Raw genomic sequence first — 15,543 nt, 5'->3', positions numbered from 1 at the left:
TTAAACCGGGTTGACCGAACGAAACAGCGTGACGATGCCCATGCCGCCGCCAACACCCATCATCGCCAGGCCTTCCGTGCCTTCCGGCGATGCGAGCATCTGCGAAAAGAGCCGAACCGTGAGCATCGCCCCGGAGGCGCCATAGGGATGGCCGAGCGCGATGGCGCCGCCGTCGAGATTGACCCTATCCGCGGCGATATCAAGCTGGTCGAGGCTGCCGAGCACCTGCGAGGCGAAGGCCTCGTTAAACTCGATGAAGTCGATCTTTGCCGGATCCAGCGTCGGTTGTCGGGCTTTCAGCTTCTGCATCGCCGGAACCGGGCCAAGCCCGAGCAGGTTGGGATCGACGCCCGCCGTCGCCGCATCGACAAATTCGAGCGCGAAGGGAATGCCGAGGCGTTGCGCTTCGGCAAGGCTCGTCACCAGGACCACGGCTGCGCCGTCGTTGATCGGGCAGGTGTTGCCGGCCGTCACCGTGCCACCCTCGACGAAGACCGGTTTCAGCCTCTGCAGTGTTTCCATCGAGGCATTGGCGCGCGGGCACTCGTCGCGCGACACAGGGCCCGCCACCGTTTCGATCGCCACGATTTCGCGGGAAAACCGACCGGCAAGGTCGGCATCGACGGCGCGTCGATGGCTTTGAAGCGCAAAGGCGTCCTGCCGTTCACGGGAAATGCCGCAGACGGTCGCGACGTTTTCGGCGGCCACGCCCATGTCCGGATCGCCGATCTCGTCCGGCGCCATGCGAGCGCGCTTGACCGGCGCAAGCTCGCCGCCGCGCTCCAGCGGCGGCCGCAGGCGGATATGCGCACGGCTGGCGCTCTCGGTGCCGCCGGCCAGATAGAAGCGACCGGCGCCCGCCTGGATCATCCGCGCCGCAAGCGCGATCGCCTCCAGCCCGGAACCGCATTGCCGGTCGACGGTGACACCCGGTGTCGAGACGGGCAGGCCGGCTTCGAGAGCGGCGAGCCGGGCGAGATTACCGGCGCTGTTGGCGGCATTGCCGAGAATGACGTCGTCGATCTCGCTCGTCTTTACATCGGTATCGCTGAGAATTCGGGCGATCAGCGGCGCCGCCAGCCGCGATGGTTCGATATCGCGAAGCGTGCCGTTGACGCGGCCGATCGGCGTGCGGAGCGCGGCGATGATGACAGGCGTGCGTGCCGGGTCAGTCGATGAGGTCGAGAGCATCGTTTCCATCCGCGATCCATTGCCTGAGGGTGCCCGCCGCCACCTTGCCCGACTGCGTCATAGGCATGTTCGCGCAGAGCCAGATGCGACGTGGATGCTTGTAGCGCGGCAGCTGGGCGGCGAGATGACGCTCAAGCGCCTCCCGATCGAACATAGCACCGTCCGGCTCGATGACGGCGACGAGTTCGCTGCCGAGATCCGGGTGATCGAGGCCAAGCACGAGTGCCGCGTGAACGCCGGCATCGGCGACGAGCACCGCTTCCACTTCCTGCGGGTAGATGTTGTTGCCGCCCGAAAGCACCATGCCACCAGCGCGGCCGAGAAGATGCAAGGTGCCGCATTCATCGAGGAAACCGACATCGCCGACCGTCGCCAGCGACCCAAGACGATGGAACCCGGCGCCGTCGGCGCCGCCGATATAACCGTCGGAGATGAGGGCGCTGTCGACGAAGATCGTGCCCGTCTCGCCGGTAGGCACCTCGTCCCCCTTGTCGTCGCGAATGCTGAGCGTGACGCCGGGAAAGGCGCGGCCGACGGCGGTGGCCGAACCGGTGTCGCCCTTGGTCGCAACGCTGATGAAGCCCAGTTCAGAGGCGCCGTAGTATTCGATGATATCGGCTTGCGGAAACGCGAGCGCCGCGGTTTCGCGATCGTTTTCGGTCAGCTTGGCGCCGGCGACGGTGATCTGCTTGACCGACGTTTGCGGCCGGCCGGCGGCTGCCGCGCAGAGCCGCCGCAGCACCGTCGGCACCAGCGCCAGTCGCTGGACCGCTTTCGCCTCGATGACCGACATCGCCCGGGATGCCTCGAAATGTGTGGCCCCGATGAATTCGGCGCCGGCGACGAGGGTTTCGGCAAGCGCATAAAGCGTCAGCCCGTGCGCGAGTGGCCCGGGCGCAAAGGTGCGGGTGGCGCGGCCGATGCCGAAGAAGGGCTCGCCCGTGGCCAGGCTCCTGCGCCACGATCCGCGATCGCGGATGATCGCTTTCGGCGTGCCCGTCGTGCCCGAGGTGAAGACGATGAGGAACGGCTCGCTGTCTTCGCCGACTGCGAGCGGCTTTCGCTCTTTGCCATCGGTCTCGCGGAAGGTCCGCGTCTCGCCGCTTGCGGGCGCTTGAAGCGACAGGTTGGCGCCATCGGCACTGATGATGAGATCGGGCGACAGGCGATCGCGCATGGCCTGGCGCGTCGCTTCCGGCAGATGCGGATCGATCAGCGCGACGCAGTTGCCGCCGCTGGTGGCGGCAAGCAAGGCCGCGGCGAAGAGCGGATGATTACCCGCCTCTAGCGCGATCAGCCGAGAGCGGTCGCCGAGCACGCTACGGCGCGCAACCCTTCCGGCCAGTTCGTCGAATGTTTCGGCAAGCGTCCCGGCGATGCGTGCGAGGTCACCGAAAGTGAAAGCCCGGCCTTCGATTTGGAAGGCCGGGGCATGCGGGCGGTCTTGCGCGTGGCGACGGATCGCGGCGGCAAACGGCATCGGCTCAGGCGCGGGCCGGCAGCAGCGGATAGCCGGCGTAGACGGCGCGTGCGGCAAGCGTCGCGATCGCAGCCTTCAACAGGTCGCCCGGAATGAAGGCGAGCGAGCCGGCAGCGACGGTCATGAGCGGGGTGCCGGTGACGGCGGAAACCCAGGGCATGCCGATCGCATAGAGCACGACGATACCGCCGAGGACGGAGGCAAGGAAGAAGCCGACGAACTGGCGCGTTTCTGCCTGGCCTTCACGCACGGTGCGCTCGGCGATCAGGCCGGTGACGAAGGTGGCGATAACCCAGCCGATGATGAAGCCGCCCGACGGGCCGGCAAAGACCGCAAGGCCGCCGCGGCCGCCCGAAAGCACCGGCAGGCCGATGGCGACCAGCAGCAGGAACAGCAGGAAGGCGAGCGCGCCGCGCTTGGCGCCGAGGATGCAGCCGGCGAGCATGACGCCCATGGACTGCGCGGTGATCGGGACCGGAATGAAGCCGAGCGTGATCGGCGGAATGAGGCCGAGCACGACGACGATCGCGGCGAAGAGGGCGATGAGCACGAGATCTCTGGTATTCATGTAGTTCCGGTTCCCTGTCTTTTAGAATTCGCGAATTTATTGACGGCGAAATCCGCGCGCGTCAATCGCGGCAGCAATGGTATCGGCATCCTTCAGCGTCAGGATGATCAGCGGCCCGATGATCGTCAACGGCCGGACAGGCAGTCCGCGGGCGCGATGGGCTTCGCGGATCGCTTGATAGCGCGCAAAGATATCGGGAACGAAGCGCAGCACCAACCCGAGCGCCAGGCTGACATCGGCCGCCTTCAGCCAGCCAAGCCGTTCCAGCGGGCTCAGGAGGATGGTGATCTCGTCCATGAAGGCGCTGATCGTCGTCGTCGCCGTGACGGCGGCAGCAAAAAGAACCAGCGCCATCAGCCGCAAGGTCAAAGTCGCGACCTCGGAAACCGAGAGGTAGAAGAGATTGACGGCCGCCAGAAAGAAGATCGTCAGGAAGACGAAGCCGACGCGCTTCAGCGCTTCCTTGGGCGAGAGACCGACGGAGAGATAAAGAGCGGCGGCAACGACGAAGGCGATCGCCTGAACCGCGAGTGAGGCGCTCAGAAAAAGCCCGATGCTCGACGCCACGAGTGCAATCAGCTTGACCCTGACCGGCAGCTGGTGGAGCAGGCTGTTGCCCTCGATATGCAGGCTCGTCAGCATCCGGCGATCTCGTGATAGTGGCGGATCGCCTCTTGCGGGTTGCCGTCGAACGCAAGCCGACCTTCATGGAAGAGCAGCATCCGTTCGACAGTCTCGACGAGCCCGAGATCATGGGTGATCACCACCGTATCCTCCGGCAGGTCATCAATCGCCGTGGCGACACGGCGGCGGTTCTTCAGGTCGAGCTGGTTCGTCGGCTCGTCGAGGATCAGGATCTTCGGATCGGTAACCACGACGCTCGCCATGGCGACGAGCTGCGTTTCTCCGCCCGAAAGCTCGTGCACGCGCCGCCTTGCCAAGTGTTCGATGCCGAAGCGCGAAAGTGCCGCCTGCATCCGGCGGTCGATCTCGTCGCGCGAAAAGCCACGGTTCTTCAGCCCGAAGGCAATGTCCTCGGCAACAACAGGCATGATCAGCTGGTTGTGCGGATTCTGGAAGATGAAGCCGGCCTCGGAAAGCACGGCGCGATCGTCCTTGACGGTATCGAGCCCGTTGACCGTGACGCCGCCGGAGGAGGGCTTCACCAGCCCGTTGATCAGCCGGGCGAAGGTCGTCTTGCCGGAGCCGTTGAGGCCGATGATGCCGATGCGTTTTTCGTTGAGCGCGAGCGTCAGGGGATGCAATGCCACCCGCTCGCCGAAGCGGACCGCGCAATCGGTAAAGCGGATGTCCATTCCGTTCCTCGCTGTCTCCGGCCCGCGCCGTTTTCGGGTTGCTCTATAGGCCAAGTGCGACAACAAGGGCAATGCGGTCCAGGGATCGATGCTCTATTTGAATTATGGGAATATAAGCCTACTCTTCTCGCCATGACGATTCGCCTTTCCAACAGCGACGCCCGTCGCATCTTCCTCGCCAAGCAGGGCCTTTCAGGCGCGCCCAATCGCGCGCTCGGCAAGGAGGGCCTGTTGAAGCTCATCCACGACATCGGCTTCGTACAGGTCGACAGCATCGCCACGGTCGAGCGTGCCCACCACCAGATCCTGTTTTCCCGCAACCAGACCTATCGTCGGGAACATCTGACGGCGCTGCTGGAGGACGATCGCGACCTCTTCGAGCACTGGACCCACGATGCCTCGATCATTCCCAGCAGCTTCTTCCGCTATTGGAAGCATCGCTTCAAATGGGAAGGCGAGACGATCGTCGAGCGCTGGAAGACGTGGCGAGGCGAGGGTTTCGAGAAAGGCTGCGACGACACCTATCAGCGGATTGCAGAAGGCGGCCCGGTGCTTGCCCGCGATCTGAAGGAAGCCGAGCACCAGTCTGGTGGCTGGTGGAACTGGCATCCGTCGAAGACGGCGCTGGAAGTGTTGTGGCGCACAGGCAAGTTGGCGATCGCGCGGCGCGAGAATTTCCAGAAGGTCTACGATCTCACGGAAAGAGTGATCCCATCGCACCACAACGAGGGTGACGTCAGCCATCCGGAATTCGTCGACTGGGCCTGCCGCAGCGCGTTGGAGCGTCTCGGCTTCGCGACCCATGGCGAGATCGCCGCCTTCTGGGATCTGGTCTCGCCCGAGGAGGCCAAGACCTGGGTGGCCGAACATCGCGACGAACTCGTGGAAGTGCAGATCGAAGCGATCGATGGCGGACGTCCGCGTGTCTCCTACGCCTTCTCCGGGTTTCCGGACGCGCTCGGCGATATCCCCGAGCCGCCCGGCCGGGTGCGCGTGCTCAGCCCCTTCGATCCCCTCTTGCGCGATCGCAATCGCACGGAGCGGCTCTTCGGCTTCTTCTATCGCATCGAGATCTTCGTGCCCGAGGCCAAGCGCGAATATGGCTATTACGTCTTCCCGTTGATCGAGGGCGACCGGCTGATCGGCCGCATCGACATGAAGGCGGACCGCAAGCGCGGTAGCCTCGATGTCCGCAGGCTCTGGCTCGAAAAGGGTGTCCGCGCCTCGGCCGGACGCCTGGAACGCATAGATGCGGAGTTCGATCGGGTTGCCCGCTTCGCCGGCGTCGAGCGCGTGGAACGGCTCGATGGCTGGAACACGTCGCTGTAGCGACTTGAATCCGCATGTTGGCGTCGATCGGTGCGGATCGAGGGAAACATGCGGCCCGTGATATTTTCCTTGGCTTGAACCCGCCGCCTTCCTAAATGGAGGCGATAGAAATTCCTGACGCGGGAGCGTGCCACTATGAACACCGATCTGATGAGCCTCTTCGATGCCGACGAGGCAACGGTCCGCAAGGTTCTCTCGGAATCGCTCGCCGGTGCCGACGACGGCGAACTGTTCCTCGAACATGCCCAGGCCGAGGTGCTGTCCTTCGACAACGGCCGGCTCAAGGGCGGCAGCTTCAACACCGACCAGGGCTTCGGCCTTCGCGCCGTGGCTGGCGAAGCGGTCGGTTATGCCCATTCCGGCGAGCTTTCCCTGTCGGCACTGCGCCGCGCCTCGGACGCGGTGGCGCAGGTGACGCGCGGCTATGCCGGCTCCTATGCCGCAGCCCCGCAGCGCACCAACAAGAAGCTTTATGGCGACGAAAACCCGATCGGCGCGCCGAGCTTCGAGGCAAAGGTCGCGCTGCTTCAGGAAATCGATGCCTATCTGCGCGCCAAGGACCCCAAGGTCCGCCAGGTAACGGCGACCATCGCCGCAAGCTGGCAGGTCGTCGATATCCTGCGCGCCGACGGTCATCGGGTCCATGACGTCAGGCCGATGACGCGCATCAACATCTCCGTCGTGACCGGCGATGGCGACCGCCAGGAAAGCGGTTCCTTCGGCACCGGCGGGCGTCGCGGCTTCGGCGATTTCGTCACCGAGGAAAACTGGAAGATGGGCGCCGACGAGGCGCTGCGCCAGGCGCTCGTCAATCTCGAAGCGATCGATGCGCCGGCCGGCACCATGGATGTGGTGCTTGCCTCCGGCTGGCCGGGCGTCATGTTGCACGAGGCCGTCGGCCATGGCCTGGAAGGCGACTTCAACCGCAAGAAGACCTCGGCCTTTGCCGGCCTTTTGGGCGAGCAGGTGGCTGCCAAGGGCGTCACCGTCGTCGACGACGGCACGATCGAGGCGCGCCGCGGCTCGATCTCGATCGACGACGAAGGCACGCCCTCGGGCTACAACGTGCTGATCGAGGACGGAAAGCTCGTCGGCTACATGCAGGACCGCCAGAACGCCCGACTGATGGGCATGCAACCCACCGGCAACGGCCGTCGCCAGGGGTATGCCCATGTGCCGATGCCGCGCATGACCAACACCTACATGCTCTCCGGCGACAGGACGCCGGAGGAAATCATCGCCTCGGTGAAGAAGGGGATCTATGCCGTCTCCTTCGGTGGCGGCCAGGTGGACATCACGTCGGGCAAGTTCGTCTTCGGCTGTACCGAGGCCTACCTGATCGAAAACGGCAAGATCGGCGCACCGGTCAAGGGCGCCATGCTGATCGGCAACGGTCCGGACGCGATGAAGCGGGTGACCATGGTCGGCAACGACACCAAGCTCGACACCGGCATCGGCAATTGCGGCAAGGCCGGCCAATGGGTGCCGGTCGGCGTCGGCCAGCCGCATCTGCGCATGGACCAGATCACGGTGGGCGGCACGCAGGCGTAACTTCCGGTGGCGGTCTTCGTGCTTTCGTTCCTGTCGCCGGAAACCGCCACACCCAGCCACGAACTGCGGTTCGATGGGGATCCGGGTGACATCGCGCGTGCCCTGGACCTGGACGGCGGCGCCATTGCCGACCATGCCTGTTACCTGCTTGACCGCAAGGATCTGACTGCGCTTGCCTCGGCGCTCGGGTTTGCCTTGCCGGATACGGGGGAGGAGGCCTTGCTTCGCCGGCCACAGCGGATCGATGCAACGCCCTACCTCGTCCATACCGGCTACGAACTTCCGCTGATGCTGGAAGGGCGCAAGCCCTTTGCCTATTTCGGCGACGATCCCGCTTCGCCTTGGCTCGAGGAAACGAAGGCGCTCTTTGCCCCGCATGTTGCCGCCGGAGTGCTGGTGCTGGACACGTTCGAGCTGGCAAAGATGTGCCCGACGACCACGGGAGGCGACAAAGAGGAGCGGGTCCGCTATTTCCTCTATGCGCTGCCGGGCGAGACCTGGCGCTTCGAGCGCTTCAGGAAGCGCTGCGACCAGCTCTTCTACAACTGGCGTCCATGGACGGATGAAGATGAGCGCGAGGAGGGACGGCTTCTCGGCTACAGCGAAGAGCAGTGCAACTGGTGGATGGCCAATCGCGCCCGCAGAGCTACAAGCGCGTGAAGCTGCGGCGAACCGCTGCCGTCAGCCGCGCGACGGCAGCATCATGCAGTCATAGGAGCGCTGCTTGAGCGCGTCGCAGGCGGCGGCGGCCGCGTCCTTGCTCGAAAAGCCGACGAAGCGGGCGCGGTAGATCGCCTTGGCACCCTTACCGACGGCTTCCGTATAGGGCGTGGCGCCTGCGAGCGGCGCACCGGCCTCCGAGCGCGCCTGCGCCAGCAGCATGCGCGCAGCCTCGGCCGAAGGTGCGGCCGAAATCTGGATCTGCCAGCCGCCTGATGCAGCCGGAACCGCAGCGGTCGTTTCGATCTCGGCAACCTCGGTCGGGCGTTCCGCCGGGATCGCGGTCGTCGACGTCGCCGCAATCAGGGCAGCAACCGAATCCTGCTTGGCCCGCTGCGGTGCGGCATAGGGCATCGGAACCTCGGATGTTGCGACCGCGGCCATTTCGACGGGGGCTTCGACCGTCTTGCCACCGCGCGTCGATGCCACGAGCTGCCGTCCACCCTTGGCCGCCTTGCCAACATGGCGATCGAGAAGGGCCGCCATCTTGGCGTCGCGGCTACGCGCCGTCTTGCCCCCGAGCACGACGCCGACCACCCGGCGATTGCCGTCCTTGACGGCGCTGACCAGGTTGAAGCCGGAGGCATTGGTGTAGCCGGTCTTGATGCCGTCCATGCCGTCGTAGCGATACATCAGGTTGTTGTGACCCCGCACCTTGCGGCCGCGGAAATTGAAGCTCTCGGTCGCAAACAGCCGGTACTCCCTGGGGAAGTCGCGCATCAGCGCCACGGCAAGCGTCGACATTTCACGCGCCGTCGTCACCTGCTTGCTCGCCGGCAGGCCGGAGGCATTGATGAAAATGGTCTTGCTCATGCCGAGCTGCCGCGCCTTGGCGGTCATCATCCGGGCGAAATTCGCCTCGGAGCCGCCGAGCTTCTCGGCCATAGCGGCTGCCGCATCGTTGCCCGAGCGCACGATCATGCCGAGGACCGCCTCGCGCACCGTGATCGTCATGCCGGACTTGAGGCCGAGACGCATCGGCGGCTTGGCGGCCGCCGCCCTCGAAACCTTGATCTTGCTGTCCCAGGAAAGCTTGCCGCTCTTCAGCGCCTCGAAGGCCATGTAGACCGTCATCATCTTGGTCAAGGAGGCCGGATGGTTGAGGACATCGGCGTTTTCGGACGAGAGGACCTTGCCGGTGCGCGCATCCAGCACCAGCGAGGCGCTTCCGGCGACGGCAGTCGCCGTCCCGAGCGCCAGTGCGAAGGTCGCCAGCAGGAGGCAGCGCAGAGTTTTCATGTCGATCCCCGTCGAAAAGCGCCCGCGGTCAGGCGCAAAGCTGTTTCGTTTTGTGACAAGATGCGTGTCTTTGCTGCAACTTTAGGGCGGAATGTGGCAAGCCGACCTTGTTTTCGGGGTTGTGGTAAATGGCCGATGAACGCTCTCCCCGTTCAACAAGGTTTAACGCCCTCGCCGTTAACTTTCCAGGCTTGCAGGCCGCGCGGGGAGCACGTGGGCCGGATTTTGGGGGCGACCATCAAGGGCATGATCAGGACAATTGTTCGCCGCGCCGCAATTGCCGGCGGGCTGGAAGTCGCCAGGGGCCTGAGCCACGCCGGGCTGATGGCCGGCGCGCGCGGGCAGGGGGCGGTCTTTACGCTGCACCATGTCCGGCCGAAGCTTGCCCGTGCCTTCGATCCCAACGCCCATCTGGAGATCGCGCCGGAATTTCTCGATGTCGCGCTGCGGACGCTGAAGCGCGACGGCTATCGCTTTGTCCCGCTCGAACAGCTGCCGCAGGCCTTGGCCGCCAAGGGCGGACCGGTGGCCTGCTTTACCCTCGACGACGGTTACAGGAACAATCTCGAGCACGCCTTGCCGGTCTTCGAGCGCCACCAGGCGCCGTTCACGGTGTTCGTTGCCGGCGGTTTCGTCGACCGCACCCATACGCTTTGGTGGGAGACGCTCGCCGATATGCTCGAAACGAACGAGACGCTACACTTTGACTTCGGCGGCGGTGTAGAAACACTGCAGCCGTCGACAACGGCCGAAAGGCAGTCCGTCTTCGATCGTATCGCGGCGTTCATTCACGGCCATGACGAGGCAAAGGCGATCGCTTCCTTGAACGCTGCAGCCCGTGACCGCGGCATCGATCCCCTGGCGATCACCGAAAAGCTGACACTGGACGAGGCCGGGTTACGGCGCCTGATCGAAAGTCCTCTGGCGAGCCTCGGCGCCCACACGATCAGCCACCGCGCGGTCGCGCGCCTGTCGGATGACGAGGCGAAGCGGGAGATCGAGGGATCGCTGCAGCGCGTCGAGGCGATTACCGGTCGCCCGCCCCAGACCTTTGCCTATCCCTATGGCGACGCGCCGGCGGTATCCGCGCGCGACCATCGCATCGTCGCCGATCTGGGGCTTACCCTGGCCGTCACCACCCAACCCGGCACGCTCACGGTGCGGACGCAATCCAGCCCTTATGCGCTGCCGCGCATTTCGCTGAACGGCCATTTCCAGCGCGCCCGCTATGTCTCGGCGCTGGCATCCGGCATCCCGTTCCGCCTGACGGCCGGGTAGAAAAGGCGAGTTGGACAGCCGAGCGCTTTGGCGTCAATTGAAGGCAAAAGCCATGAGAATGCTGTCCTGGTAAACGCCGTCGTGTTTCCAGTCGCGCACGCGGCGGCCTTCGATTTGGAAGCCGAACCGCGCGTAGAGCGCCCGGGCCGCAGCATTGTCATGAAGAACGGAGAGTTCGATGCGTTCCAGCCCCTGCTCGCGACCACGTTGCATCGCCAGTTGCAGAAGCCGGCCGCCGATTCCCTTGCCGCGATAGGTGGCGAGAAGCCCCATGCCCAAGGTGCCGACATGCGCGCGAACGGGCGAAGCATCCAGCCGGATATCGCACCAGCCGACGACGCGATCGTCGACTGCGACGATCTGGGCTGCCCGGGCGCGATACAGCTCGGTCATGTATGCGGCAAAGCCGTCGAAGGGTGGAGCGCTCAGCCGTGAAAGCCAGCGGCCTTCCTGGGCAACCTCGTCAAGGCAGCGGTGACAGCCGGCGACATCGTCGAGCGTCGCGTCACGAACATCGATCGTCATCAAAAGGCACTCGATGAAAACGCCCGGCTCGGGTCGGGCAAAGGATAATATCCGCTCGGCCACCTGCATGGCCGGGCGTCGTCATTGCACCTGGCGTCTCTCTTGAAAGAGACAGGCAGGCTAAGGGTACATACGTACCTTTTCCCAGCCGCCTTCGGGCGTTTCGCGGCGAAACTCCATCCGGTCATGCAGCCGGAACGGGCGGTCGTGCCAGAATTCGATTGAGGTCGGACGAATGCGGAAGCCGGACCAGTAGCTCGGGCGCGGGATTTCGCCGAGGGCGTGGCGGGCGGTGTACTCGGCAACGGCCTTCTCCAGCGCGAAGCGGCCTTCGAGCGGTCGCGACTGCTTCGAGGCCCAGGCGCCGATGCGGCTGCCGCGCGGCCGGCTCTTGAAGTATTCGTCCGCCTCTTCGTCGGTGACGATCTCGACCGGGCCGCGCACGCGCACCTGCCGGCGGAGCGATTTCCAGTGAAAGCACATCGCCGCCTTGCGGGCGCCGAGGATCTCCTCACCCTTCTGGCTTTCGAAATTCGTGTAGAAAACGAAGCCGCGTTCGTCGAAGCCCTTGAGCAGAACCATACGGACATTCGGCAGCCCGTCGGCATCGACGGTCGCGAGCGCGACCGCGTTCGGGTCGTTGACCTCGCTGCCTTCCGCGTCCTTCAGCCATGTGCCAAACAGGGAAAAGGGTTCATTTGATTCGGTGAAGTCACCGCTTGTTAACTCATTCGCCGCCATTATTGCGTTCCAATGCCGTGATGTCTGGCGCGGAAATGCTTCGGGATGAGCCCGACCGGTGTTTCCGCATCGAAAATGTCGGAGCCTGTATGTTGACCTTGTCGAGAAACGTGCGGCTCCAGCGAGTCTGACAGGATTGCCGTGCAAGACATAGCAAAGTGGATCGACGCCAAGAAGGGGTATTCCTTCGCCTTGCTACGTAGCGCGGCAATTTGCCTGCCGGTCCTGGCGCTGTCCGGCTGCATGGGGGCTGGCCTCGACCTTTTCGGCAGCGGTGTCGACCGCACGGTTTCGACGGGCACCGTTCCCGTCGCCAAGACCTCCGATGGCCTTTCCGACGCTGTGATGGTTCGCAATGCCGTGACGTCGGCCGAACTCAACAGCGGCGCCATCAACCCTATTCCCTGGGCCAATGCGACCTCCGGCAGCGCCGGCGTCATCAGCAGCATCCAGGAAGACCGCGCCAGCGGCATGCTCTGCCGCCGCTTCACCACGACGCGCCATTCTTACGAGGGCATCGCCAAGTTCGACGGCAGCACCTGCCAGGGCGGTGACGGCGCCTGGTATCTGACGAGCTTCGGCCCGCGCGCCTGAGCGGCGCCCAACCCAAGTCGTTGAAATCGGCGGTTAACCACGTTTCGGCAAATGCGCGCATGACGGCCCACGATGCCGTCCCAATGGCCGCATGAGGACCCGTGGCTAACCACTATTTAGCAACTTCTCCTGATCATCGGCATTCAACGGACGGGCGACGATGGCGCCTGAAATCGGGGCAAAGGCGGACGTCAGGGAGCGGCTGCCGATCAGAGAAGATGGTAAAACCATGCGTGATCCCTATGTGATCCTCGGGGTACGGCGCAATGCCGGGCAGGATGAAATCAAGGCCGCCTGGCGTTCGCTGGCAAAGGCCGTGCATCCGGACCACAACCAGGACGATCCCAACGCCGCCGAGCGTTTTGCCGAGGCCGGCAAGGCCTATGAACTCCTGCGCGACCCGAAGCTCAGAAGCCGCTACGATTATGCGCGCCGCGAGGCCGAGCTTCGTCGCATGGAGGCGATGAAGGCGAAGTTGCGGCCTCAGGAAGAGGCGCCGGTCGACGCCGAGACCGCCGAGGACGCCATTTCACAGATTTTCGGTGCGGAGACCCGCACCAAGTCGGCCCGGCCCTCGCCAAAGCCGACGCCGAAACCGGCGCCCAAGCCGGCTTCGGCGGCGAAGGAGCCGGAGCGCCCGGCCCAGGCTTCCGAAAGCAAGCCGGAACCAACGCCCGAGCCCCAGCAGGAAAACGCTCTCAAGACTGAGGCGCCGCTGATGCAGCGTGCAGCCGCACCGGCAGCCGAGCTTGTGGCGGCGATCGTCCGGCGCATCCGGGGGCGCGCGGCAAAGACGGCCGAGAAGGTGCCTGATCTTCCCGTCGATCTCTCCGTCAGCATCGACGACCTGATCAACCGCCAGCGCCTCTCCGTCGAGCTTCCTGACGGTGAAAGCCTGAAGGTGCAGATCCCACCGGGCGCCGTCGACGGTCAGAGCATTCGTCTGGCGGAGCAGGGCTATCGGGTGACCGGCATGACCCGCGGCGACGTCGTCGTGACGCTCAGGGTCGATCAGGGCGGGACGTTCCGCGCCCGCGGCCTTGATCTCATGACCACCTTGCCGATCGACCTGCAGGGCGCCGTGCTCGGTTGCGAACAGGTGCTCGAAACTCCGGTCGGGCAGGTTACCGTGGTCGTTCCGGCCTGGTCCGGCTCAGACAAGGTCATCCGTCTTGCTGGCAGGGGCATGCCCGGCGCTTACGGTACGCATGGCGACCTGCTGGTCGAATTGCGACTGGTTCTGCCCGAAGCGCCCGACGACAAGATCACCGATTTGATGAAGTCGCAACGCGACGGCCTCTATCTGTGACAGGCCATTTGTGACAGTTCGCTGACACACTGACCCAATATTACGGGGACTAACAGTTCCTGATCTCAGCCGCGCTTGAACCACCCTTGCGGCTATGCCATAGGCAATTCTCGACATTTTGCCGCACCCGTTCTCGTGGGGCGTCTTTGACATTTTTGATCTTTGGCACCGGCGCCCGCCGATGCTGGAATAGTATTGGGGACTTACCATGGCTCAGGCATCCGGTCTGATGAAGGGCAAGCGCGGCGTCATCATGGGCGTTGCAAACAACCGTTCCATCGCATGGGGCATTGCCAAGGCCATCCACGCGCAGGGTGGTGAAGTTGCGTTGACCTATCAGGGCGACGCTCTGAAGAAGCGCGTCGAGCCGCTGCTTGCGGAAATCGACGGCTTCATGGCCGGCCATTGCGACGTCAGCGACGAAGCCTCCATCGATGCCGTCTTCGATACGCTCGAGAAGCAGTGGGGCAAGATCGATTTCGTCGTGCACGCGATCGGCTTCTCCGACAAGGACGAACTGACCGGCCGCTACGTCGATACCTCGGCCGACAACTTCGCCAAGACGATGCAGATCTCGGTCTACTCCTTCACCTCGGTTGCCCGTCGCGCTGAAAAGCTGATGACGGACGGCGGCTCGATGCTGACGCTGACCTATTACGGCGCCGAGAAGGTCATGCCGAACTACAACGTCATGGGTGTCGCCAAGGCTGCTCTCGAAGCAAGCGTCAAGTACCTCGCTGTCGACCTCGGCCCGAAGAACATCCGCGTCAACGCGATTTCTGCCGGCCCGATCAAGACGCTGGCTGCCTCCGGCATCGGCGACTTCCGCTATATCCTCAAGTGGAACGAGTACAACGCGCCGCTGCGCCGCACCGTCACCATCGAGGAAGTCGGCGACGTCGGCCTCTACATGCTTTCGGACCTGTCGCGCTCGGTCACCGGTGAAGTGCACCACGCCGACAGCGGCTACCATGTCGTCGGCATGAAGGCAGTGGACGCGCCCGATATCTCCGTGATCAAGGACTGACCGAACCGCAAGTCGGATTCGGCAGGCTGCTGCCCGGAGACATGTTGTGCTGATCTATGTGATCCGTCACGGACAGACCGACTGGAACGCCGAAAGCCGGCTCCAGGGGCAGAAGGATATCCCTCTCAATGACTTCGGTCGCCAGCAGGCGACCGGCAACGGCGTGGCGCTTGGGGGCATCCTCGGCGCCGACGCCCGGCATTTCGACTTCGTCGCCAGTCCGCTCGGCCGCACCCGCGAGACTATGGAGCGTGTCCGCCGGGCCATGGGGCTCGATCCGGAGGCCTACCGCACCGACGAGCGGCTCAAGGAAGTTTCCTTCGGCGATTGGGAAGGGCACACGCTGCCCGAACTCAAGCGCTCGGCGCCACAGCGGATCGCCGAACGGCGCGCCGTGAAGTGGGACTTCATTCCCCCCGGCGAGGACGCCGAGAGCTACGAAATCCTGTCCTGGCGCATAGCCGCCTGGCTCAGGGACGTGACGACGCCGACGGTCTGCGTCAGTCATGGCGGCGTCATTCGCGTGCTGTTCAAGCTTTTCGGGGAAATGGAAGCCGAGGAGGCCGCGACCGCTGCGATCCCGCAGGACCGCCTTCTGCGCATCTCCGGCAATGCCATCGGCTGGGTCTGAAGCCTAGGGCGTAGTTTGGCGCGGTGGCGCGCAATGCGCTTCAC

At 64.5% G+C, this 15,543-nt stretch carries 16 protein-coding genes; 8 read left to right on the top strand and 8 right to left on the bottom strand.

The window, feature by feature from the left end:
* From ACIQUG_RS16395 to ACIQUG_RS16375, 5 genes are read right to left on the bottom strand one after another with little or no spacing between them, the layout of a single operon-like run.
* Positions 1–1,191 carry a thiolase family protein gene (locus ACIQUG_RS16395; RefSeq protein ID WP_402323729.1) on the bottom strand — a complete coding sequence of 397 codons (1,191 nt, stop codon included), beginning with the start codon at positions 1,189–1,191 and terminating at the stop codon, positions 1–3.
* On the bottom strand, positions 1,169–2,671 hold the full coding sequence (locus tag ACIQUG_RS16390; protein WP_402323198.1) for a class I adenylate-forming enzyme family protein: 1,503 nt from the start codon (positions 2,669–2,671) through the stop codon (positions 1,169–1,171). The genes ACIQUG_RS16395 and ACIQUG_RS16390 overlap by 23 nt, the downstream gene beginning before the upstream one ends.
* 4 nt (positions 2,672–2,675) lie before the next feature.
* Positions 2,676–3,239 (bottom strand): biotin transporter BioY, encoded by a 564-nt coding sequence (locus tag ACIQUG_RS16385; RefSeq protein ID WP_402323197.1) that lies wholly within the window; start codon positions 3,237–3,239, stop codon positions 2,676–2,678.
* A gap of 36 nt (positions 3,240–3,275) precedes the next feature.
* Positions 3,276–3,881 carry an energy-coupling factor transporter transmembrane component T family protein gene (locus ACIQUG_RS16380; protein WP_402323196.1) on the bottom strand — a complete coding sequence of 202 codons (606 nt, stop codon included), beginning with the start codon at positions 3,879–3,881 and terminating at the stop codon, positions 3,276–3,278.
* On the bottom strand, positions 3,875–4,555 hold the full coding sequence (locus ACIQUG_RS16375; protein ID WP_402323195.1) for an energy-coupling factor ABC transporter ATP-binding protein: 681 nt from the start codon (positions 4,553–4,555) through the stop codon (positions 3,875–3,877). The genes ACIQUG_RS16380 and ACIQUG_RS16375 overlap by 7 nt, the downstream gene beginning before the upstream one ends.
* Before the next feature lie 132 nt (positions 4,556–4,687).
* On the opposite strand from ACIQUG_RS16375, the gene ACIQUG_RS16370 reads away from it, so the two are divergent.
* From ACIQUG_RS16370 to ACIQUG_RS16360, 3 genes are all read left to right on the top strand, one after another.
* Positions 4,688–5,884 carry a winged helix-turn-helix domain-containing protein gene (locus ACIQUG_RS16370; RefSeq protein ID WP_402323194.1) on the top strand — a complete coding sequence of 399 codons (1,197 nt, stop codon included), beginning with the start codon at positions 4,688–4,690 and terminating at the stop codon, positions 5,882–5,884.
* Positions 5,885–6,019: 135 nt separating this feature from the next.
* Entirely contained in the window at positions 6,020–7,435 is a 1,416-nt protein-coding gene (gene tldD, locus ACIQUG_RS16365; RefSeq protein ID WP_402323193.1) for a metalloprotease TldD, read from the top strand.
* 6 nt (positions 7,436–7,441) lie between these two features.
* Positions 7,442–8,095, top strand: coding sequence for a hypothetical protein (locus tag ACIQUG_RS16360; RefSeq protein WP_402323192.1), 654 nt, complete (start codon positions 7,442–7,444; stop codon positions 8,093–8,095).
* 21 nt (positions 8,096–8,116) lie between these two features.
* On the opposite strand, the gene ACIQUG_RS16355 is transcribed toward ACIQUG_RS16360, so the two are convergent.
* The gene (locus tag ACIQUG_RS16355) at positions 8,117–9,394 is read right to left on the bottom strand and encodes a serine hydrolase (protein WP_402323191.1); all 1,278 of its coding nucleotides are present in this window, start codon (positions 9,392–9,394) and stop codon (positions 8,117–8,119) included.
* 246 nt (positions 9,395–9,640) lie between these two features.
* Here ACIQUG_RS16355 and ACIQUG_RS16350 point away from each other — a divergent pair, with 246 nt between their 5' ends.
* A complete protein-coding gene (locus tag ACIQUG_RS16350) occupies positions 9,641–10,672 on the top strand; it encodes a polysaccharide deacetylase family protein (protein ID WP_402323190.1) in 1,032 nt (343 codons plus the stop codon).
* Between the two features lie 33 nt (positions 10,673–10,705).
* Here ACIQUG_RS16350 and ACIQUG_RS16345 read toward each other — a convergent pair whose 3' ends face one another.
* A complete protein-coding gene (locus tag ACIQUG_RS16345; RefSeq protein WP_402323189.1) occupies positions 10,706–11,197 on the bottom strand; it encodes a GNAT family N-acetyltransferase in 492 nt (163 codons plus the stop codon).
* A gap of 120 nt (positions 11,198–11,317) precedes the next feature.
* Entirely contained in the window at positions 11,318–11,938 is a 621-nt protein-coding gene (pdxH, locus tag ACIQUG_RS16340; protein ID WP_402323188.1) for a pyridoxamine 5'-phosphate oxidase, read from the bottom strand.
* A 141-nt stretch (positions 11,939–12,079) separates the two neighbouring features.
* On the opposite strand from pdxH, the gene ACIQUG_RS16335 reads away from it, so the two are divergent.
* The 4 genes from ACIQUG_RS16335 to ACIQUG_RS16320 all read left to right on the top strand — a co-directional run bounded on the left by ACIQUG_RS16335 (position 12,080) and on the right by ACIQUG_RS16320 (position 15,499).
* Positions 12,080–12,532 (top strand): RT0821/Lpp0805 family surface protein, encoded by a 453-nt coding sequence (locus ACIQUG_RS16335; protein ID WP_034801195.1) that lies wholly within the window; start codon positions 12,080–12,082, stop codon positions 12,530–12,532.
* Between the two features lie 229 nt (positions 12,533–12,761).
* Positions 12,762–13,841, top strand: a complete 1,080-nt coding sequence (locus tag ACIQUG_RS16330; protein ID WP_402323187.1) for a DnaJ C-terminal domain-containing protein — start codon at positions 12,762–12,764, stop codon at positions 13,839–13,841.
* 208 nt (positions 13,842–14,049) lie between these two features.
* Positions 14,050–14,868 carry an enoyl-ACP reductase FabI gene (gene fabI, locus ACIQUG_RS16325; protein WP_043619845.1) on the top strand — a complete coding sequence of 273 codons (819 nt, stop codon included), beginning with the start codon at positions 14,050–14,052 and terminating at the stop codon, positions 14,866–14,868.
* A 46-nt stretch (positions 14,869–14,914) separates the two neighbouring features.
* On the top strand, positions 14,915–15,499 hold the full coding sequence (locus ACIQUG_RS16320; RefSeq protein ID WP_402323186.1) for a histidine phosphatase family protein: 585 nt from the start codon (positions 14,915–14,917) through the stop codon (positions 15,497–15,499).
* The last annotated feature ends 44 nt before the right edge of the window (positions 15,500–15,543 follow it).

It is taken from the genome of Ensifer sp. NPDC090286, assembly GCF_044769565.1.
Taxonomy (GTDB): domain Bacteria; phylum Pseudomonadota; class Alphaproteobacteria; order Rhizobiales; family Rhizobiaceae; genus Ensifer.
Note: the sequence above shows the minus strand (reverse complement) of the source record. Positions and strands in the feature narration are given on the sequence as shown.